Origin of the sequence: Paenibacillus sanfengchensis, assembly GCF_036864765.1 — a bacterium.
Classification (GTDB): Bacteria; Bacillota; Bacilli; order Paenibacillales; family Paenibacillaceae; genus Fontibacillus; species Fontibacillus sanfengchensis.
In genome coordinates, this window is sequence record NZ_JBAGJC010000002.1 from 408,953 (window position 1) to 429,895 (window position 20,943).

The window sequence follows — 20,943 nt, forward strand, 5'->3', positions numbered from 1 at the left end:
CACATCATTATGTGTTAGGGGTTGTGAATGTGATGGGGGAGTTGTTGATGTGTTGGAAAGTCTTCATTTGGTGAGGTGGAGGGTAATATGTGGGTTGTCCTTCATTTGGTGGGTGTGGAGGGTGATATGTGGGTTGTCCTTCATTTGGTGGGGGAGAGGGGATATGTCGGGTGGCAGTAATTTGGTTGATTTGGTTGGAAGGCTGTGAAGAAATCGGGTGGATAGTGGCTTAAACGGGAAGGCGCCAGCTGAGAGAACGAGAACTAATACGTTTCGATCTCTTACTGACTAAGCTGGCAAAGCTTTGAAAGCAATTAGCGGGAAAACCTCCCGCTAATTATGCGCGTTTGGCGCTCCAATCCGCAATTAGCTGGAATTTCTCCAGCTAAATTTGCCTCGAAGGAGCGCCTGGGCCGATGGCGGGCTTAAATAACGGGAGATTTTCCCGTTAGTTGAGCCCGCAGCGGTTTATGCGCGAAATTAACGGGAGGAAATCCCGTTAATTTCGCTGCTGGCAAGAGCTGCGCGGGGCGGGGCGGGCGTGCTTCTCCCTGCGCAGCGTCCCCTGCCGCACGACGGCCGGTCAGACCGGACACGGTCAGAGCAGGCAAATGGCGACCAGCGTCGTCGCCGCAAGCCCGGTCAGCACCGGCACCAGATTGCGCCGGGCGAGCTCGAACGGGCTGACGCCGCAGATCGCGGCGGCCGGGATCAGCGCCCACGGGATCAGCGTGCCGCCGCCGACCCAGATGGCGGCGATCTGGCCGAGCGCCGTCAGCGTGGCGGCGTCGGTTTGCGTCGCGGCCGCGAACAGCTGCGCGACCGACCCGGCGAGGGAGATGCCGGAGAAGCCGGAGCCATCGAGGCCGGTGATCGCCCCGACCGCGGCCAGGGTGACGGCGCCGACGGCGCCGTTCAAGGGGACGCTGCCCGCCAGCGCGGCCCCCAGGTCGTTGACGATCCCGTGCGAGCCCGCCGGGAGCGTCTCCCCGAACAGGTCCGTAAACGCGGAATCGCCGAGATAAAAAAACGCGGCGATCGGGATGACCGGACCGAACACCTTAAAACCGAAGACGAAGCCGTCGATGAGGTAGGACGTCGTCTTTTCCAGCCCCTTGCCGCGGTGCGCCAACAGGGCGACCGCGACCAGGATCAGCACGGCGGTGCCGCCGACGAGCGCCGTCGCCTCTCCGCCCTGCAGATCCAGCCGCAACATCGCCGCCACATCGGCGAGGAAAAGGAGCGGAATCAGCAGGGCGAGCGCCTTTTTCACGGCTCCCGGAAGCGAGACCGGCTCCTGCTCCGCCTTCTGCCTTTGCCCGCGCCCTCCCTCCTCGCTCCCGGCTTCTCCGCCGCTCAGGACGCCTGCCGCCCCGGGCTCCGCGACCAGCCCGTCGCGCCAAGTCCCCCGCTTCTGGTCGCGGCGAATCAGCCAATAGGCCGTGACCGTGGTCACCACACCCATGACCGCGACCAGCGGCACGCTCGCCGCCATGACCTCGCCGGTTGACAGCCCCGCCGCGTCCGCCGTCAACTTCGGCGCTCCCTGAATGATATAGTCGCCCGACAGCGCAATGCCGTGGCCGAACAAGTTCATCGCCACCGCGGCTCCCAGCGCCGGGAGGCCGACGCGTAGCGCGACCGGAAGCAGCACGGCTCCGATCAACGCGACCCCCGGGGAGGGCCAGAAGAAGAACGAAGTGACCATCATGATCAGGCCGATTCCCCAAAAAGCGACGGACGGCGTACGGATGAAGCGCATCAAGGGGCCCAGCATCGTCTCGTTAATCCCGGTCAGGATCAACACCCGGCTCATAGCCACCACGATCGAGATAATCATGATCGTTCCCATCAGTTCTTTTGTCGCAAAAATGAAAGCCTCGAATATCCCGGAAACCGAACCTCCCAGCGTCCCCGTCGCCAACAGTCCCAACAGGAAGATCCCCGCCACGCAGATAATGGTCGTATCCCTTCTCCGGATCAACAAGGCCAATATGCCTGCAATGCAAGCCAGATAGACATAATGAATTGCCGTAAGCTGAATCCCCATCTCGGACCCCATCCCTTCCGCTCTCCAAGTGGTCCTATATGCTATGCATTGGCCCGGTGGCGGGTTCGGACGACTGAATAATGTCTTAAATTTATTTATTTTATTTTTTTAAAAAAACTAATTACAAACTACAAGCCATCCATTATGATATAAGTAAATTTTTCGGAGAAATAGCCGGAGAGATCACTTGATACATAAGGGGAATGGGACAAGGGATGAAAAAAAATTCACTGTACAAAATCATGACAACCGCCGCTTTGGTGAGCACGCTATCGCTCCCCGCCTACGCGGCCTCGACCGCATTGAACGACATCGACGGTTCCTTCGCCAAAGATGCGATTATGGAGTTGGTGGGAAAAGGCATCATCAATGGTAAGGGGGACGGAAACTTTAACCCGACCGGAAAAATATCGCGCCAGGATTTCGCGATCATTCTCGCCAAAGCTCTAAAGCTTGACGTAAGCGATGCTCCGGCCACGGCTACGTTCAGCGATATCCCAACCTCCCATTATGCTTACGCTTCCGTGGAAGCCGCCGTCAAGGCCGGATTAATCAAAGGCACTGGCGAGGGGAAATTCGGACTCGGACAAGACCTTTCGCGCCAGGACATGGCGGTTCTTTTCGTTCGGGCCTTGGGCTCGAATGTCGATGCAACGGGAAAAGGGGCGGGACTCAAATTCAGCGATGCCGGCCAAATCGCCGATTACGCCAAGGATGCCGTAGCCGCCGCCGTTGAATTGGGCTTGATCAACGGAACTCCGAGCGGGACGTTTAACCCCACCGGAACGGCGGAACGGCAGCAGGTTGCTTTGGTAGCTTCCAAGTTCCTGAAGAAATCCGATGAACTGAAAAATCAAACCCAAACCCCTCCGTCATCCGCGGGGACAACCCCCGCCCCGGCCCAGCCGCAAACCCCGGAAACGCCGAAGCCGCAAACTCCGGTATCCGCCTCGAGAGGGTCGAGCGGCGGAGGCGGTAGCAGCGGCGGAGGCGGAACGACGAACCCGGATCCGGTGACATCGGAGCTGGCGCAGCCTGCCGTTTCTTTTGCCGATGGCAAAACACTCGTTTTGACCTACGGCGAAACCCTGGATGGCCGATATGTTCCGGCAGCCGAAGATTTTCAAATCACACGCAGTCTGGAAGGGCAAGAGCTTCCGCTCGGCCTTAAAAACATCCTTGTCAAGGATAAGTCCGTGATCCTAACCACCGACACCCTACTGCCGCTTGACCAATCCGTAGAGCTGTCGTACCGTTCCTTGTCGACCGAGCGGACGATTCGCGGTGCTTCCGGCAAGGTATCGCCGGCGATTTCCGGCAAAACCGTTACTTACACGGTGGCGGACCCCTCCGCTGTGCTGCAAGTGCTCGTTGACAAGGCGAATGCCTTGTTGGATGGCGCTGACGGGAAATATCCCCAATATGAAATCCAACATCTTTGGACGACCGCTCAGGAGGCCGATGCCGAACTAAGAGGCCCCGTTACGAGACCGGAAATGGTCAAAAGCTACGTCTACACGTTACAAGTTGCCATCGACCGGTTTGAGAGCTCCAAGTTCCAGCCTTTAGCGGCTTCTCTTAACCCTGAAGTCCCATTTGTGCTGAACCCCGGCATCATGGGAATGGAGTATTCGATCTATCTGGCGGACGACAACGTTATAGGAAACGATCCGGCAACTTATAAATTGCGTAATATCAACGATTTTCTCAAAGTGTCGCGGGGAACCGATTCGACAACCGCCAATCTGGTTTTCGACGAAGCGGCCGATAGCGGTCATTTCAAGATCATAATCGATGACTTTACAGTCGGAAGTGTGAAGATCGAGTCCACCGATCCGAATATTCAAATCAGCAATGAATCGGACCGGGTCAAACTGAGATTATTGACGGCCAACATCGTGACCCAGCCGTCACTCCGGTTTAACATTTACGAAACCGGCAACCCGGAGCCCGTGCAGGTACTCGAGCTTCCGATGACGCTGGATAACACGCCGCCGGCTTTCTCCGTCACCGAGAGCACGTATGGCGACGGCGTGATTACGCTCGTAGCGGACGAGCCGATATGGGGCCCGGATCCGTACGTGACCCTGCAGTATATTCCGGACAGCTTCAACGAAGGCGAATTCGCCGGACATCCTGTTCCGTTTGATCGGGCGAATGACTTCACCCATAATTATCCGGCCGGCGGCAACCAGCTCATTCTTACCTTGACGGAGAACGGCAACGCCAAAGTCTCCAACCTGCCATCCGGCAAATTTAAAATCAGCGTCAGCGGAATTACGGACTTTGCCAAAAACGGGGAGTATCCTTATATCATCGAAATCCCTGTACTGTCCTTACCGCCTCGCGTCTAATAATTTTTGGTTTATTGAAGAACGGCCCAAGAAATTTGGACCGTTCTTTTTTTATGCCCGGGCCTCTGGAGCATTGACAATCATTCCCTTCAGCATATATAGTTATATACATGACTATATAACCATAGAATGTTAAAAGGAGGTGACTCCGAATGAACGGCTCTTTTGACAGCGGAAAGCCCCTATTTTTGCAAATTCGCGACAGGATCGAGGACCAGATCGTCAACGGGCAGCTCCAAGAGCATGAGCAGATCCCTTCCACCAATCAACTGGTGCAGTTTTATAAGATCAATCACATCACGGTAGCCAAAGGAATCAACATGCTTGTGGACTCGGGCATCGCTTACAAAAAGCGGGGGATCGGCCTGTTCGTCGCCGAAGGCGCCCGGGAAAAACTGCTGACGCAGCGCAAATCGGCCTTCGCCGAGCAATATGTACACCCGATGCTGCAGGAAGCTGGCAAATTGGGAGTAACCGAGGAGGACCTCCTCCAAATGATCAGAGAATACAAAGGATGTGATCGGCATGACCATGGACGTGAAATTTGAACAGGTTTACGTAAAATACGGGGGTTTTTCCGCCCTGGACAACCTTTCTTTTACTTTGGAAGGCGGTAAAATTTACGGTTTGATCGGGCGAAACGGCGCCGGAAAATCCACGCTTCTCTCCCTGCTCGCCTCCTATATGGAACCGACTTCGGGAACCGTACGGGTTGGCGGAGCCGTTCCTTTTGAGAACGAGACGGTGATGGAGCAGGTGACGTTTGTCCACGAGACGGATTACCGCAATGAGACGGATACGGTAAAAGACATGCTGGAAGGGTCCAAGCGCTACCGCCCGCACTTCGACGCGGACTACGCCGCCAAGCTGGTGGAGCGCTTCGGCCTTCCGCTGAACAAAAAGGTCGGCCAGTTGTCCAAAGGCATGCAGAGTGCCCTGAGCGTGACGGTCGGTCTCGCGAACCGCTCCCCCTTGACCCTTTACGATGAAGCGTACCAGGGGATGGATGCGCCGACGCGCGATATTTTTTACCGGGAACTGCTGGAGGACCAGGCGGCCCATCCCCGCACGATCCTGTTCTCTACCCACTTCGTTTCGGAGATGGATTACCTGTTCGACGAGGTGCTCATTTTGGACCGGGGCAAGCTGCTGCTGCAAGAAAGCTATGATTTACTGATTCACCGGGGCGTTTCGGTTACCGGTTCGGCGGCATCCGTGCACGAATTTACCCGCGGGCTGCTGGTGCTTAATTCCCAACAGCTCGGCGGTACGAAATCGGTCATGATATACGGTGAACTTGATGACGGGCAGCGGCGGACCGCCAAACAGCTTGGCCTGGAGCTCGGGCCCGTACCGCTTCAGGATTTGTTTATCCATCTTACCCGCGGGGAGGAGGTTCCTCATGAAGACGAAAACCACCATCTCTAAAATCGGTCTGGACTTGTACCTGAATCAAATGAAATGGACGCTTTGGTTTTTTGCCTTCGCTTTGGTGCTCAATGCGGTTTCCCTGTTCGGCACCTCGGGCGAAGCACATGATCCGATTCTTTTTGCATATCGGCCGACCAAAACCTATCTGCTCATCATCGGCATCGTCGCCGCGACTTCATTTTTGACCTTTTATGTAAAATCCGGCGTCACCCGCAAAAAGTATTTCTGGGGCACCTTGTCCGCCGCTCTGGGCCTTACTCTGACTATCACCCTGGTGCTCACGGCCGCAACCTTGCTGCTGCAAGCTTTTCCCGGCCTGAACGGCGCGGGATTTCAGTCATCACAGTACCTCCTGTTCCAGGAAAGCAGCATCCACGCGATCATGACCGCGTGGATCAATCTCCTGACCTTCTATCTCGCCGGTTGGCTGATCAGCGCGGGTTTCTACCGATATAAGGGCGTCGTCCGCATGGGCTTTATCATCCTGGCGATTGTCACGATCGGCATCACCGACTACTTGTGGCAATATGAGTTGCGGGGTCTGATTGACCGGGTCATCCATTGGGACCCCTCCGTGCTGCCTGGATACGCATCGTTCCTTGCATCCGCCGTGCTGCTGGGCCTGGTTCTGTGGATTATCCGCGGGGTAACGGCGAGAACTCCGGTGAAGCTTAAATAAAATGGCCCCAACCGGTTGGGAAACCGTATATTTTTTGTTACAATGATTGAAAATCGTTGTATGCAAAGGGGATCATTATGGAATTCATCAGCACTAGGGGGAAAGTGGCAGGCCTCGGTTTCATCGATGCGGTTCTCATGGGACTGGCCGACGATGGCGGCCTGCTCGTTCCGAAGCATATCCCGCACATTTCGGAAGATACGCTGGCAGAGTGGAGACAGCTCTCCTATCCGGAACTGGCGCTTGAAATTTTCAAGCTGTATATCGACGGGGAAATCCCGACCGACGACCTGAAAAAGCTCGTGAACGACAGCTACGCGACGTTCCGCAGCCCGGACGTAACCCCGCTCCGCCGCGTGAAGGAGGGCCTCCAGGTGCTGGAGCTGTTCCACGGGCCGACGTTCGCTTTTAAGGATATCGCCTTGCAGTTTCTCGGCAACCTGTACTCCTACATCGCCCGCGAACGGAATTCGATCATCCACATTCTGGGCGCTACCTCCGGCGATACCGGAGCTTCGGCGATCGAGGGCGTACGCGGCAAGGAAGGAATCAAGATCTGCATCCTGTACCCGCACGGCAAAGTCAGCAAGGTGCAAGAGCTGCAGATGACGACCGTGAACGACGCCAACGTGCTGAACATGTCCGTCGATGGCAATTTCGACGACTGTCAGCGCATCATCAAGGAGCTGTTCGCGGACGTGGCGTTCAAGCAGGAATACCACCTGCGGGCGATTAACTCCATCAACATCGCGCGGCTTCTGCCGCAGACGGTCTATTATTTCTACGCTTACTTCCAGTTGGCGAAGCAGGGCCTAACGGCCGGCGGCCAGGTGAACTTCAGCGTGCCGACAGGGAATTTCGGGGATATTTTTGCGGGCTATCTGGCCAAAAAAATGGGCCTTCCAATCGGCAAGCTCATCCTCGCCACCAACGAGAACAACATCCTGGAGCGCTTCGTGAACGAAGGCGTCTACCAGCCGGGCGAATTCCATATGACGTACAGCCCGTCGATGGATATTCAGGTGGCGAGCAACTTCGAGCGCTACCTGTACTACTTGCTGGGCGAGGACGCGGCCGAGGTAGCGGCCCGGATGGACGGCTTCCGGCAGGATGGCCGAATCGCCGTAACGGGCGGGCTGCTGGAGCAAGTGCAGCGCGATTTCGCCGCCGCGAGCGTCGAGAACGACGACTGCCTGGCGACGATCGGGCAGGTGCATGACGACTTCGGCTACCTGCTGGACCCGCACACCGCGTGCGGCGTGGCCGCTGCGGACCGCCTCGCCGGAAAGGGCGAGGTGACCGTCGCCTTGGCCACGGCGCACCCGGCGAAGTTCAACGAGGCGCTCGAGCTGATCCAGATCGAGCAAACCTTCCCGCCGCAAATCCGGGCGCTGTTCGACAAGCCGCAGCACCAAAAGCGGGTCGGAGGCTCAAATGAAGCGGTAAAGGCGGAGCTGCTGGAATTTTTCTAGCAGCGACGTGATGGGATAAAGCCGGTTGACTCCTCCGTCATCTTAGGATGACTGGGGGGCCGCCGGCTTTTTGGCATGACCCGGAGCGCGGAGGCCAGGTTCGCTGCGGGGGGCCAGCGGCGCGTCCGCCGGAGGTGCGCGGAGAAATTAACGGGAAAACCTCCCGTTAATTTAGCTTAGCGGGCCCGTTGGCTTCAATTAACTGGAAAACCTCCCGCTAATTTGTGGACGCCAGGGCGGTTTCCCCCGTATTGGGCAAGATTAGCGGGAGAAATTCCAGTTAAATCGGACCTCGAAGGGGAAATGGGCAGATTTAACGGGAGGTTTTCCCGTTATTCTCCCGTGCGGGCCGTAAACAGGCTATGGCAGACACCGTTTGGCTGACGACTTGTCCGGGCTCGAAGCTGTTAAGCGCCGGTCGCGTGGCTAGAGTCGGGTGGCCCATAGACGTGCAATCGCACCCGGGTGGCTTGCAGCCGGGCAACTGACACCAACTTAGCTCACAACCGCCGCGCAGCTCGCACCACGCAGCTCGCAAACGCACAGCTCGCGACCTCGCAGCTCGCAAACGCGCAGCTCGCAACGCGCAGCTCGCAACGCGCAGCTCGCGCCGCGCGACCGCCAACCGGTTGGCCACAATTGCGCAACTCCCACTCTCCCCTGCCCCGGAACTGTCGCGGTCGGCCCTAGCGGCCAAGCCAAGCTAGGATTTTTGCGCAAAATGGGATATGATGGTATCAGTTTGTTATACAAACAAATGTTCGAGAGGAGTTTGCCGCACGTGACCATAAATCCAACCGAAACCGAAACGCTTACGCGCTGCGCCTGGGTCAACGCCGATCCCCTGTATATCGCCTACCATGATGAAGAGTGGGGACGGCCGCTCCATGATGATCAGAAGCTGTTCGAGCTGCTGATGCTGGAAGGGATGCAGGCCGGGTTAAGCTGGTATACGATTTTGAAAAAACGTGAAACCTTCCGGGAGGCCTTCGACGGGTTTGACCCTTTGAAGATTGTGGAGTACGGCCCGGAGAAAGTCGAAGAACTGCTGCAAAACCCCGGAATCATCCGGAACCGGCTAAAAGTGCAGGGCGTCATCACCAATGCCCGGATTTACCTCGACATCGTCAAGGAGCACGGCAGTTTTGCCGGTTATTTATGGAGCTTCGTGGATGGCTCGCCGATCGTCAACCACTGGGAGCGGATCGGCCAGGTTCCCGCCTCCACCCCCATTTCCGACGCCATGAGCAAGGCTCTGAAGAAGAAGGGCATGAAATTCGTCGGAACGACGATTATTTATGCCTTTATGCAAGCTTCCGGCATGGTGAACGACCACACGCTGGATTGCTTTTGCCGTAGCGGGAGCTAAACCGTCGCCGGAACGGCAAAAAAGAGGCTGCCCCAGGAGCGGATCGTTTCCGCCACCCGTGGGGGCAACCTCTTTTTTTATTGGAATTCCCATGCGCTGAGGCTCAGGGTCCCCCATTGATAGCTTTGATGCAATCGCCGCGCCTGGCGTCCGGCATCTCCCGCGCCCATCGCCAGCAGCAGCGGGATGAAGTGCTCGCTGGTCGGCACGGCTTGGACGGCATGCGGAGCCAGTTCACGGTAACGAAAAAGCTCCTCCGTATTCCAGCTCCCCAGGCGGTCAGCGATCCATCCGTCGAACTCCCGGGGCCAGTCCTCCGCATGATCCGGGCCGGCATTCCAGTGGATTTGACGCAAATTGTGCACGATTCCCCCGCTGCCGATGATCAGCACATCCTGATCGCGCAGTTCTCTCAATGCCTTGCCGATTTCGTACTGCCGCTCCATGCTCCATTCGCGGTTCACCGACATCGCAACGACCGGGATATCCGCATCCGGATACAGCAGCTTTAACACCGCCCAGGCTCCATGGTCCAATCCCCGCTCCTTGTCATGGCCGTTCGGAATCCCCGAGCCGCTCAGCAAGGAAGCCACTTTACCGCTTAACGCCGCATCCCCGGGAGCGGGATAAGTCATCTTGTACATTTCCTCCGGAAATCCGTAGAAATCATAGATTGTATCGTAGGTCTCCTCCACCATGCTGACCTGCTGCACCGGGCTTTCCCAATGGGCGGAGAAAAGCGCGATTCCCTCGGGCTTACGGGGCAGCGTTTGAGCAAAGTTCTTCAGAAAGCGTGTATACGCGTGATCCTCCAACACCAGCGAAGGAGCGCCATGGGCGAAAAAATAGGCCGGGAGCGTCATGCCCGATCACTTTTGCTGCCGCTGATCCAACGGTCCGCCGACCAGCCTGGCGTTTCGGCCAGCACGAAGAAGATCGCTATGGACAGCAGCGCCAGATCCAGCTCATAGCCGTTCAAAAGACCGGCGGACAGCTTCGCGGTAAAAATCGCTCCCAACATAACAACGGCAAGCAACGCCGAAACGTACCGCGTAAACAAACCGGCAATCAGGAGCACCCCGCCGATTAACTCAATCGGTCCGACCAAATAGGCCACAAGTCCAGGAAGGTGGATACTCTCGAACCAGACCGCCACATTGCCCAGTCCCATTTTCATCTTATCGATCCCGTGCGCCAGGAACAAAACCCCCAGCACCACTCGCATGATCGTGATTCCCCAAACTTGTTTCATTTATGTCTCCTCCTTGATATTAGTAATATAAATATTTTATTCACGGGAATTAAATTACCTTAGTTTAGCTGGATTGTCAACCATAACATTGTTATTATTAAATTATATTTTGTATTACTAATATCATGATGCAAGCTAGGCAGGAGGGAATTTGCCTATGGACATCGGGTCCACTATCCGGTCGATCCGGAAACGAAAGAATATCACTATCGCTCAAATTTGCGAAAAAACAGGCCTGTCCCAAGGCTTTATGAGCCAGGTGGAAACCAACAAAACCTCGCCTTCCATCGCTACATTGGAACATATCGCCGGAGCCCTGGACGTGCCGCTGGCCTATTTGCTGCTTAAAAAAGAGGAACGGATGCAAATCGTCCGCAAGGAGGAACGCACCCTTACCTCTACCGGACCGGAACAATTGAGGGTCTTCCATCTTGGATCTACGCAGCATATGCGGATGATGATTGTGGAGTTTCCTCCCGGCGCTTCCACCGGTGAAAAGCCGCACGTGCATGAGGGAGAGGAGATTCATCTCGTTCTTCAGGGTAAAATCTATGCGGAGCAAGGCGAGGATAGCGCGATATTTGAGGAGGGGGATTCTTTCAGTTGGAACGCCTGTACCCCGCACCGGGCGAAGAATGTCGGCGAGCAGCCGGCCCTGGTGCTGATCTCCGTTTATAATGACACCCAGAAAGACAGAGGCTGGTTCGGACCCCAATAAAATTTGAGTCCACCCATTTTCCGGTTTCCCCGACAGCCGCCGGCGATAGCGTACAACAAATACCGCCAGGGGATTTGCTCCCCGGCGGTATTTGTTGTTGGCGGGACATCGCCCCGATTACTGCGGCCCCCGCTCCGAAAGCTGCTGCTGGGCCAGGCGGATCATCTCGCGGACCATGGATCCGCCGATTTTGCCGCCGACCTGACCGACCTCTTCCGTGGTCAGGTTTCCGTTACTTCCCGGCTGCAGCGGAACGCCAAGCTCCCGGGCCACCTCGAACTTCACGTCATCCGGCCGGTTCGGGTCAACGGCGTAACCCTCGCGCCGCATGACTTCGGCCTTGAACCGCTGCATCCCCTGATCCGCCCCAGGGACCGCGTATCTCCGGTTTCTTCTGGACAACAAGCTTCACTCCTTCGCCTTGTTTTACCCTAAGATACCCGGGGGCAGCGGAGACTATCCGGGGGTTATTTTTTTACCAGCTCAAAATCATCGAAAACCGCCCAGGTATTCGGCAGCGCGTCCGACCAAACGCCTATTTCGATATACCCGGCCGTAACCTGGATATTGTCAATGACATACCGCGTCCAGTTCGGTACCCCTCCAGGCCCGACGTTCGCCTGCATCTCCGGACCGCCATGATTCCGCGCTACCAGCCGAAGCTCGTTCTGCCCTCCGCCCGATTTAAGCCAGACGGACGCTTTATAGGTTCCGTTGGGTACCTGCAACGGCTGATAAGTGAACTGCCTGTAGGCATTGGCATGCCAGTGCGCAAGCTGCTTCGTCCCCGTATGTCCCCCAGCCTCGACATTTTGGGCCAGGCCTGCCCCATGCCACTCGCTCCAGGAGGAAATGCCGGATTCAAAGCCGGGATTGCTCAGCAAATTTTGACCCGAAGGGTTCTCGGACTTCGTGTAAACCCTCACATAATCTACCAGCATGCTCTGTGGAAGCACGGTTCCGGCATCCGGATTCCCCGGCCAATTTCCGCCGACCGCCAAGTTCATCAGAAGGTGAAACCGCTGGTCGAACGGAGCCGGATGAGGACCTCCCGAGCTGTACCATTCGCTCGCATATCGGGTCTGAATCAACTGGTTGTCCACGTACCAGCGGATCTGATCCGGCTCCCATTCCACCGCATATTCATGAAAATCGTTTTGCGTGACCGTAGTCCCCGCATTGATGTACTTCCATGGGTTTCCGAAATGGAGCGATCCCCATACCTGATGACGGTCCCCCGACGCTTCTTTGCCGACCATTTCCATAATGTCGATTTCGCCGCTTTGCGGCCAATTACCGTAGGCATAATCAGTCGGAAGCATCCAGATCGCCGGCCAGATGCCTTGAAGCTGACCGGGGCTGCCGGTCGGGAGCTTCGCTTTAATCACAAACCTGCCGTATTTCCAGTCCCCTTTGTTTTTCGTAACCAGCCTGGCCGACGTATACTCCCTTCCTCCCACGGATTCCTTGAGCGCCTTAATGACCAGATGCCCGTTCTCGTGATATGAATTTTTTCTGGAATCAGTATAATACTGTTTCTCATTGTTTCCCCATCCTCCGTCAAAACCCGTACCTATATCGTAAGACCACTTGCTGCTGTCGGGAGCCGATCCGTTAGGCAAATTAAACTCATCGTACCAAACCAGTTTCCAGGGATCCGTCGGTGCCGCCTGTGATCCGGCCGCCGGAAATAGAGATAATGCCAAGCTGAGGAGCATCATTTTGACCCAAGCTTTTCTCATTGTTCATCCCGCCTTTATTTTGGATTGGACTTGCGCCTTCACCGAAACGAAACAAGCCATGCTGTGGTCGCTAGGCTGCTATTTAAATCCCATATTTTCCATAAATCACCTCCTTGTATATCAACTATACTCAATCTTGTAATCGTTTACAATAATAGATTAGGTTCCCGCTGCCAGGATTTTCCGCACAACTCTCTCCTTCCAAACTCGTCCAACTAAGTAAGCTCTTTTACTATGATTTCAAACTCAAGGAGGATGACCTCATGAAAAAACCGAAAAGCAAGTACTCCCTCCTGCTTCTGCTTAGTGCAGGGCTGATCACCTCCGCCGTCCCGGCCTATGCCGCCGGGTCTGCCGCACAGGTTTCCGCGGCGCCGTCGGCGGCTCCGGTGAACATTCTGTTGGATGGGGTACGAATTCAACCGGCTGCGGCGCCGAAAATCGTGGACGGGGCGGTGCTCGTACCGATGCGCGGCCTGTTTGAGGCGCAAGGCGCAAAGCTCGCTTGGGACGGCGGCACCAAAACAGTGACGGCCACCAAAGGCGGGGCGAAGCTGACCTACCGGTTGGGCGAGAGCCAGGCCGATTTGAACGGCCGGACGATGCCGGTGGACGTCCCGGGCGAGGTCGTAGACGGCCACACGCTGGTTCCGCTGCGCCTGGTGAGCGAAGCGCTGGGCAGCACCGTCGTTTGGGAGGAGGACGCCCGAACCGTCCGCATTACGTCAGCCGCCGTCATCGGCAAAGAAGCGTCGGTCCGCTGGGGCGTTCATCTACGGAACGCTCCGGACGCGGAGAGTGAAGCCGCGGAGGAACTGCTTCCGGTCGGCGCCAAGGTTATGGTCCTTCGGGAAGCCTCGCCGTTCTGGCTGGAGGTCCGCACGGAAGACGGCCGGACCGGCTACATTTCGGCGAAGCCGAAGTATACCGACTATGCCAGCCCCGAGCTGCGGGAACAGCAGGCGGACGAACTGCTCGCTTATGGCCAGACCTTTGCCGGCACCCCGTATGAATTCGGCGCATCGCCCGATCAAACCGCGACCTTTGATTGTTCATCTTTTGTGAAGCGGGTATTTGAAGATATGCTGGCGGTAGAACTCCCCCGGGTATCCTATGACCAAGCCAAGGCAGGACAAGAGGTCAAGTTGGAGGATCTGCGCAAAGGCGATCTGCTCTTCTTCAGCGCGCGCGGATTGGATATCGGCCATGTCGGCATTTACGCGGGGGATAACCAAATTTTGCACACGTACTCGAAAAAATACGGCGTTCGCCTGGAAGCCTTCTCCGATAGCTGGAAAGAGCGGTTCGTTACCGCGCGCCGGGTGTTTTAGCGCCTGCGTCTGGTGGACGACGCGGGGAGCAGCCTACGGCGGCGCGGCGGACGGTGCGGTAGGCGGCGCGGCGGACGGCGCGGTAGGCGACGCGGTAGGCGACGCGGCAATTAGCGGGAAAACCTCCCGCTAATTGGGACGTCCCGGCCCAGGGAACCCAAATAGCTGGAAAATTTCCAGCTAATCCGTTCCCCTGAGGCTCCATCGGCCGCTTTGCGCCGAAATAGCGGGAGGAAATCCCGTTATTCCGCTCCGCAAAGCCGAATGCCCGAAATTAACGGGAGGTTATCCCGTTAACTCCTCTGAAAATGACGATTCCTTGAATCGGGCATATCCCTTCCTCCGCCGTGCATACTAATTCCATCCAACAACAACCGGAGGCGGATCGGAATGGAAGTGAAAACGGAAAAGGATGTTCAAACGGGCAGGGAAGCTGATTTGAAGAAGGAAGCCGGGAAGAAGATGAGCCTGCTGATGTTCAGCGGGGAGTACGACAAGGCGATGGCCGGGCTGATTCTGGCCAATGCGGCGCGGGATATCGAGGTCGAGGTGACGATGTTCTTCGCCTTTTGGGGATTGTTTTTGCTGCGGGATCCCGACCGGATGACGCAGGAGGACAAGACGGTCTATGAGAAGCTGCTCGGCTGGATGTCGCCGAAAGGACCCGAAGACCTTCCCTTGTCCCGCATGAATTTCAGCGGCTTGGGAAAATGGATGTTGACGGAAATGATCGAAGATCAGGAAGCTCCCAAGCTGATTCACTTTCTGAAGGGGGCGCGGAAAAAGAACGTCAAGTTCTACGGCTGCCGGCTGTCCCTGGAAATTATGGGCATCCGGCCCGAAGAGCTGATTCCGGAGCTTGAAATCGTGGATGCGCAAACCTACCTCCGCGACGCGCTAGCTTCGGATGTTCAATTGTTTATATAATGTTCAAGGCTCCCTTTGAACGCCGCCAGGCATCCCCGCATACCCTAAACCGACCAAACGAACGGAGGGCGTGCGCCTATGCTCAAGGCCAACATCGGGAGCCTTGTTTATGATTTACCGGGCTCAAGTGAAGCATATTTTAAGCGGTATCGGGAAAATACGATCGGCGAAGGTCACACCTTCCAGTCCCCTTACGGCCCCAAACCGCTCCTCTATGCCGACTGGGCGGCCAGCGGGCGGTTGTACCGGCCGATCGAAACCAGGCTCGCGGAGGAATTCGGCCCCTGGATGGCCAACACGCATACCCGCTCCACCGTGACCGGCCGGACCATGACCCGGGCCTACGAGGAGGCTCGGGCAATCATCAAGCGCCATGTGAACGCGGGTCCGCAAGACATGCTGGTGTTTGCGGGAACCGGCATGACCGGGGCGGTAAACAAGCTGCAGCGGCTGCTGGGACTGAAAGTTCCGGAGCGCTTCAAGTCGCGAATCCGCTTATCCGAAGCGGAACGCCCCGTTATTTTTGTCACCCACATGGAGCATCACTCCAACCAGCTCTCCTGGGCCGAAACGATCGGCGAGGTCGTCGTTGTGCCTCCCGGGCCGGAGGGGACGGTCGATCCGAACCAATTGGAGCGACTTTTACAGATTTACCGGCACCGGACCACCAAAATCGGCGCCTTCACCGCCTGCTCCAATGTGACCGGGTTTGAAACTCCCTATGACGAGCTGGCCCGGACGATGCACCGGCACGGCGGCAGGTGTTTCATCGATTTCTCCGCTTCCGCCCCTTATACGCGCATCGATATGCATCCCGACCCGCCGCGGGAAAGGTTGGACGGCGTCCTGTTCTCCCCGCACAAGTTTCTGGGCGGGCCGGGAACGAGCGGCATTCTCGTAGTCGACCAATCCTGCTGCGACAGCGGCGTTCCCGATCATCCCGGCGGCGGCACGGTGCAATGGACGAATCCATGGGGCGATTATCACTATGTCGAAGACGCGGAGGCGCGGGAGGACGGCGGAACCCCGGGGATTTTGCAAGCTATCCGGGCCGCCCTGTGCATTCGCCTGAAAGAAGAGATGGGCATTTCCCGGATGGGCGCGCGGGAGAAGGAGTTAACCTCTCTTCTGCTGCGTAAGCTGGAGCCAATTCCGGGCCTGCGCATTCTCGGGGGGAGCCGCCGCAGCCGGCTGGGGATCGTTTCTTTTACGATCGAAGCCATCCATTACAACTTGGTGGTCCAACTGCTTAATGACCGCTTCGGCATTCAAGCCCGCGGCGGCTGTTCCTGCGCCGGAACGTACGGCCATTACTTGCTCGGCATCGACCCGGCGGATTCCCGCCACATCGCCGGACAGATTGCGGAAGGAGACCTTTCGGGCAAGCCGGGCTGGGCCCGCCTTTCCCTGCATCCGATGATGACGGATCGGCAAATACACTACATCGCCGCCTCCATCCGGGACGTGGCCGAACATATCACGGAATGGAAGAAAGACTATGTCTTCGACCCGGACACCGGCGAGTGGCTTCACCGCAAAGGGATTAACGCTCGAGGTTTTTGAAATACGTGTAGACCTTGTGCAGCTTTTTCTCATGACGGCCTTTGGGACTCTCCATGCTCCCGAATTCAAAAAACTTGACCGGCCGGATGCCGACATAGCTGAACAGCGCCCTTCCCATCAATATTTTATGGGCGTTATTCAGATAGAACCAAGGATAAACCCGCTCCGGGCCTTTCATCGTGGAAATGCAGACCGCGGATTTGCCCTTCAGGAGACCTTCCGGCAGCAGCTTTCCGTTGTCGCGATATCCGAAGCCGGAAGAGAACATCCGGTCGATGTAACCGAGGAGCATGGCCGGGGGACGCCCCCAAAAGATCGGGTAGACAAACACAAGCTTATCCGCCCATTGAATCTGGTCACGGTATTTGGCCAGGGTGGGGTCCAGGTGCATATCGCGCCTCCGCTTCTCCTTGTTGAATACGAGGACGGGATCGAACGACTCCTCATACAAATCCAGCACTTGAATTCCGGAGATCCTCGGATTTTCGCGGCTTCCCTCCAATACCTTCTGCAAAAAAGCATAACTCAGACTTTGATGATTCGGATGGGTATATATGACCAGCAGGTTCACTTCTCGCACCTCATTTATTTATCATTTGATAATCAAATCATATACAGCGATTCAATTGTTGTCAAATGATAATTGTTTTTTAATAATTACTTTGCTATTGTCAGAATGAGGTGGTTCTGTGGACAAGACTGAGCTTTTTCAACAATTCGTGGCTTTTACGACTGCCGTACACGAAGTGAAACACGAAATGACCCAGGGTTTGAAACCGGAGGGGATCACCCCGGTCCAATACAACATTCTGGAGTACATCGCGGTTAGCCAACCGGTTACCCTTAGCCAGATCTGCGATTGTCACCATATCTCGATGCCCAACGCCAGCCGCGAAATCCGCAAGCTCCAGGAAAAACAACTGTGCGAGAAGGTTTCCGCCAAGGGGGATCGCCGCGTACAGCTGATTCGCCTGACCGAGGCGGGACAGCGCTTGATAGACGGGGTATTCCGGCAGATCGAAGCCCGGTTTCTCGAGCGGATCGGCGGCTTGCCGGAATCCGATCTGCGGGACATCGGCCGCGCCTTGCGGCTGCTGCATGCGAAAGTGTTCTCCTAAAATTAAAAAAAGCCCGGTCTCCCTGCTTTCACAGGTGATGACCAGGCTTTTTCGCCATTCGTTTTTCATTTACCGGTTCAAGATGCTGTCTTCCAACACGGCGCTCTTATCCCCGTACTCCTTGATGATATGTTTCTCTCCCCAGGCGCACAGGGAATCCAGAATGCCCTTCAAGCTCCACCCGTATTCGGTCAACTCGTATTCGACCCTCGGCGGCACTTCATTATAGCTGATCCGGTTGACGATCCCGTCATTTTCCAGCTCTCTCAGCTGCTGGGTCAGCATCTTTTGCGTAATGCCAGGCATGAGGCGTTTCAAGTCGCTCGTTCTGCGTTTTCCATGCGTGAGATGACAGAGAATGACACATTTCCATTTTCCCCCGATGACCTCCAGCGTTGCTTCTACCGAGATGTTATATTTTTTCGCCAAGGCGACTTCCTCCCTTTGTTTATGCATTAGGCACTTTTTAGTACCTATATCACTTAAAAGTACGTACTGTTCATCACAGCCTCGATAAATGATAATAGCATATGCCGGCCGGCGGCGACAAATCATAGAGGAGTGGAAGAACCTGTGTCTATAGAAAAAAAGCGAAGTATATTGGCGCTTCTGGCCCTCGCGGTCAGCGCCTTTGCGATCGGGACAACCGAGTTTATCAGCGTGGGGCTGCTTCCCCTGATTGCTGATGACTTTGATATATCCGTCACCACGGCGGGACTCACCGTCACTTTATATGCCTTGGGCGTCACGTTCGGCGCCCCGGTGCTAACGTCACTGACCTCCGGCGTTTCCAAAAAAACGCTGCTGCTCGGCGTGATGCTCGTCTTTATTGCCGGCAACAGCCTGGCCGCCATGGCCGGCGGCATCGGCGTCCTGCTTGCGGCCCGCGTCATTTCGGCCCTCGCGCACGGCGTGTTCATGTCGATCGGATCGACCATCGCCGCGGACCTCGTTCCCGAGAACCGGCGGGCCAGCGCGATATCCATTATGTTCTCGGGCCTTACCGTGGCCACGGTCACGGGCGTACCGCTGGGCACGATGGTGGGGCAGCAATGGGGCTGGCGGACGGCCTTTATCGCCATCGCTCTTATCGGCGTGGCGGCTTTTCTCGCCAACCTGATGCTGGTATCCGGCGGAAATTTACGCAAAGGCGCGAAAACCCGGCTTAACGACCAGCTCAAGCTGGTCACCAACGGGCGCCTGCTGCTGGCTTTCGCCATCACCGCCCTGGGTTACGGCGGCACCTTCGTCGTCTTTACCTATTTATCCCCGCTGCTTCATGAAATAACCGGGTTTCCCGAGGAAACGGCCGCGGTGATTCTGCTGATGTACGGCATCGCCATCGCGATCGGCAACATCCTTGGGGGCAAAGCGGCCAACCGCAAACCGGTGGGCGCCCTGTTCTACATGTTCGTTGTCCAGTCCCTGGTGCTGTTCGCCCTGGCCTTCACGGCGCCGATGAAAATTGCCGGACTAATCACCATTTTTCTGATGGGCCTATTCGCCTTCATGAACGTGTCCGGTTTGCAAATCTATGTCGTCATGCTGGCGGAGCGTTTCGCGCCCCAGGCCAAAGACATCGCCTCCGCCGTCAATATCGCCGCCTTTAACGCCGGCATTGCCATCGGAGCCTACCTTGGCGGCATCGTCACTGATCATCTCGGCCTTCTCCACACCACCTGGGTAGGAGGACTGATGGTTCTGGCCGCGGTGATTCTTACAGGGCGGGCGCGGGTGCTGGAGAGAAAAGACGCCGCGCAGGGAAGCTCCCCGGCGGCTGAGGGCGGCTTGCATCCCGCCGCGCAAAACGGGTAAGCTATTTTATGGAAGGCGATACCATCAGAAGATACCCCATACTAGGAACAGGAGATGACCAGAACCCATGATTAAAAATTTGCAGGATACCGTCACTTTGCATAACGGCGTAAAAATGCCGGGCTTCGGCTTGGGCGTTTTTAAAGTCGAAGAAGGACAAGAACTCATCGCGGCGGTGAAAGCCGCCATCCGTCACGGCTACCGCAGCATCGACACCGCGGCCGTGTACCAGAATGAAGCCGGCGTCGGGACCGCGATCCGCGAAGCGCTTGAGGAGTCGCTTGTGAAGCGCGAGGAACTGTTCGTGACCTCCAAGCTGTGGAACGCCGACCAGGGCTACGATTCGGCCTTGGCCGCTTTTGACGCCACCATGGACAAACTCGGCCTCGACTACCTGGACCTGTACCTCATCCACTGGCCGGTCAAAGGCAAATACAAGGAGTCCTGGCGCGCCTTGGAAACCCTGTACCGGGAAGGGCGCGTGAAGGCGATCGGGGTGAGCAACTTCCAAATCCATCATTTGCAGGATGTCCTGGAAGGGGCGGAAATTAAGCCGATGGTCAACCAGGTGGAATTCCATCCGCGGCTGACGCAAAAAGAGCTGCTTCAATTTTGCCGGGAACAGGGCATCCAGTTGGAAGCCTGGTCTCCGCTGATGCAAGGGGAGCTGCTGAATGATCCCGTGCTTCAGGAAATCGGCGCCAAGTACGGCAAATCGGTGGCCCAGGTGATCTTGCGCTGGGACCTGCAGCACGGCGTGATTACCATTCCGAAATCGACCAAAGAAGCACGGATCATCGAAAACGCCTCGATCTACGATTTCTCGCTGAGCGAAGAAGATATGAATCGGATCGACGGGATGAATGAAGACCGCCGGGTTGGCCCGGACCCGGACAATTTTAATTTTTAGTCTTTGATAAGTTGAATTATTGATTTGCATATAAGACAGATTCCACACGCTTACTAAAGCTAATTCCTTTAGTTCAGTTTATAGACGAGTTAGTCGGGGCAACTTGGTTCACGCCGGGTGGGCGGGACGGCCTAATTAACATTAACGGGAATTTCTCCCGTTAATTAGGTGCCCAGGGTGCTGCAGAGGCGAATTAGCTGGAAAACCTCCCG

The 20,943-nt window shown here is 56.4% G+C and carries 20 protein-coding genes; 13 read left to right on the top strand and 7 right to left on the bottom strand.

Features of this window, described 5'->3' with window-relative positions:
• Nucleotides 1-598 precede the first annotated feature (598 nt).
• The gene (locus tag V4U84_RS05230; RefSeq protein WP_334076862.1) at nucleotides 599-2,050 is read right to left on the bottom strand and encodes a hypothetical protein; all 1,452 of its coding nucleotides are present in this window, start codon (nucleotides 2,048-2,050) and stop codon (nucleotides 599-601) included.
• 215 nt (nucleotides 2,051-2,265) lie between these two features.
• Between V4U84_RS05230 and V4U84_RS05235 the strand changes: the two genes are divergently transcribed.
• From V4U84_RS05235 to V4U84_RS05260, 6 genes are all read left to right on the top strand, one after another.
• A complete protein-coding gene (locus V4U84_RS05235; protein ID WP_334072404.1) occupies nucleotides 2,266-4,404 on the top strand; it encodes an S-layer homology domain-containing protein in 2,139 nt (712 codons plus the stop codon).
• 152 nt (nucleotides 4,405-4,556) lie between these two features.
• Entirely contained in the window at nucleotides 4,557-4,952 is a 396-nt protein-coding gene (locus V4U84_RS05240) for a GntR family transcriptional regulator (protein ID WP_334072405.1), read from the top strand.
• Nucleotides 4,930-5,832 (top strand): ABC transporter ATP-binding protein, encoded by a 903-nt coding sequence (locus tag V4U84_RS05245; RefSeq protein ID WP_334072406.1) that lies wholly within the window; start codon nucleotides 4,930-4,932, stop codon nucleotides 5,830-5,832. Before V4U84_RS05240 ends, V4U84_RS05245 begins: the two co-directional genes overlap by 23 nt.
• On the top strand, nucleotides 5,807-6,514 hold the full coding sequence (locus V4U84_RS05250) for a hypothetical protein (RefSeq protein WP_334072407.1): 708 nt from the start codon (nucleotides 5,807-5,809) through the stop codon (nucleotides 6,512-6,514). The genes V4U84_RS05245 and V4U84_RS05250 overlap by 26 nt, the downstream gene beginning before the upstream one ends.
• A gap of 77 nt (nucleotides 6,515-6,591) precedes the next feature.
• A complete protein-coding gene (thrC, locus tag V4U84_RS05255) occupies nucleotides 6,592-7,986 on the top strand; it encodes a threonine synthase (protein WP_334072408.1) in 1,395 nt (464 codons plus the stop codon).
• A gap of 787 nt (nucleotides 7,987-8,773) precedes the next feature.
• Nucleotides 8,774-9,355, top strand: coding sequence for a DNA-3-methyladenine glycosylase I (locus V4U84_RS05260; RefSeq protein ID WP_334072735.1), 582 nt, complete (start codon nucleotides 8,774-8,776; stop codon nucleotides 9,353-9,355).
• A 77-nt stretch (nucleotides 9,356-9,432) separates the two neighbouring features.
• Here V4U84_RS05260 and V4U84_RS05265 read toward each other — a convergent pair whose 3' ends face one another.
• Both V4U84_RS05265 and V4U84_RS05270 read right to left on the bottom strand, forming a co-directional pair.
• Complete coding sequence (locus tag V4U84_RS05265; RefSeq protein ID WP_334072409.1) at nucleotides 9,433-10,218, bottom strand: DODA-type extradiol aromatic ring-opening family dioxygenase; 786 nt, start codon at nucleotides 10,216-10,218, stop codon at nucleotides 9,433-9,435.
• A complete protein-coding gene (locus tag V4U84_RS05270; protein ID WP_334072410.1) occupies nucleotides 10,215-10,607 on the bottom strand; it encodes a DoxX family protein in 393 nt (130 codons plus the stop codon). The genes V4U84_RS05265 and V4U84_RS05270 overlap by 4 nt, the downstream gene beginning before the upstream one ends.
• 157 nt (nucleotides 10,608-10,764) lie before the next feature.
• Here V4U84_RS05270 and V4U84_RS05275 point away from each other — a divergent pair, with 157 nt between their 5' ends.
• On the top strand, nucleotides 10,765-11,325 hold the full coding sequence (locus V4U84_RS05275; protein ID WP_334072411.1) for a helix-turn-helix domain-containing protein: 561 nt from the start codon (nucleotides 10,765-10,767) through the stop codon (nucleotides 11,323-11,325).
• Nucleotides 11,326-11,442: 117 nt separating this feature from the next.
• Here V4U84_RS05275 and V4U84_RS05280 read toward each other — a convergent pair whose 3' ends face one another.
• Together V4U84_RS05280 and V4U84_RS05285 are read right to left on the bottom strand one after the other, a co-directional pair.
• Entirely contained in the window at nucleotides 11,443-11,727 is a 285-nt protein-coding gene (locus V4U84_RS05280; protein ID WP_334072412.1) for an alpha/beta-type small acid-soluble spore protein, read from the bottom strand.
• A 65-nt stretch (nucleotides 11,728-11,792) separates the two neighbouring features.
• A complete protein-coding gene (locus V4U84_RS05285) occupies nucleotides 11,793-13,067 on the bottom strand; it encodes a glycoside hydrolase family 16 protein (protein WP_334072413.1) in 1,275 nt (424 codons plus the stop codon).
• A gap of 263 nt (nucleotides 13,068-13,330) precedes the next feature.
• Here V4U84_RS05285 and V4U84_RS05290 point away from each other — a divergent pair, with 263 nt between their 5' ends.
• The 3 genes from V4U84_RS05290 to V4U84_RS05300 all read left to right on the top strand — a co-directional run bounded on the left by V4U84_RS05290 (nucleotide 13,331) and on the right by V4U84_RS05300 (nucleotide 16,888).
• The gene (locus tag V4U84_RS05290) at nucleotides 13,331-14,398 is read left to right on the top strand and encodes a C40 family peptidase (RefSeq protein WP_334072414.1); all 1,068 of its coding nucleotides are present in this window, start codon (nucleotides 13,331-13,333) and stop codon (nucleotides 14,396-14,398) included.
• A 462-nt stretch (nucleotides 14,399-14,860) separates the two neighbouring features.
• Complete coding sequence (locus tag V4U84_RS05295; protein ID WP_334072736.1) at nucleotides 14,861-15,325, top strand: DsrE/DsrF/DrsH-like family protein; 465 nt, start codon at nucleotides 14,861-14,863, stop codon at nucleotides 15,323-15,325.
• A gap of 78 nt (nucleotides 15,326-15,403) precedes the next feature.
• A complete protein-coding gene (locus V4U84_RS05300; RefSeq protein ID WP_334072415.1) occupies nucleotides 15,404-16,888 on the top strand; it encodes an aminotransferase class V-fold PLP-dependent enzyme in 1,485 nt (494 codons plus the stop codon).
• Here the strand turns inward: V4U84_RS05300 and V4U84_RS05305 are convergent.
• Nucleotides 16,869-17,459, bottom strand: coding sequence for an NAD(P)H-dependent oxidoreductase (locus V4U84_RS05305; protein WP_334072416.1), 591 nt, complete (start codon nucleotides 17,457-17,459; stop codon nucleotides 16,869-16,871). The genes V4U84_RS05300 and V4U84_RS05305 overlap by 20 nt on opposite strands.
• A 118-nt stretch (nucleotides 17,460-17,577) precedes the next feature.
• Between V4U84_RS05305 and V4U84_RS05310 the strand changes: the two genes are divergently transcribed.
• The gene (locus V4U84_RS05310) at nucleotides 17,578-18,006 is read left to right on the top strand and encodes a MarR family winged helix-turn-helix transcriptional regulator (protein ID WP_334072417.1); all 429 of its coding nucleotides are present in this window, start codon (nucleotides 17,578-17,580) and stop codon (nucleotides 18,004-18,006) included.
• Nucleotides 18,007-18,075: 69 nt separating this feature from the next.
• Here the strand turns inward: V4U84_RS05310 and V4U84_RS05315 are convergent, their stop codons facing one another.
• Nucleotides 18,076-18,462, bottom strand: a complete 387-nt coding sequence (locus V4U84_RS05315) for a winged helix-turn-helix transcriptional regulator (RefSeq protein ID WP_416367208.1) — start codon at nucleotides 18,460-18,462, stop codon at nucleotides 18,076-18,078.
• 117 nt (nucleotides 18,463-18,579) lie between these two features.
• Between V4U84_RS05315 and V4U84_RS05320 the strand changes: the two genes are divergently transcribed.
• Both V4U84_RS05320 and V4U84_RS05325 read left to right on the top strand, forming a co-directional pair.
• Nucleotides 18,580-19,821 carry an MFS transporter gene (locus tag V4U84_RS05320; RefSeq protein WP_334072419.1) on the top strand — a complete coding sequence of 414 codons (1,242 nt, stop codon included), beginning with the start codon at nucleotides 18,580-18,582 and terminating at the stop codon, nucleotides 19,819-19,821.
• Nucleotides 19,822-19,888: 67 nt separating this feature from the next.
• Nucleotides 19,889-20,731, top strand: coding sequence for an aldo/keto reductase (locus tag V4U84_RS05325; protein ID WP_334072420.1), 843 nt, complete (start codon nucleotides 19,889-19,891; stop codon nucleotides 20,729-20,731).
• Nucleotides 20,732-20,943: the final 212 nt, after the last annotated feature.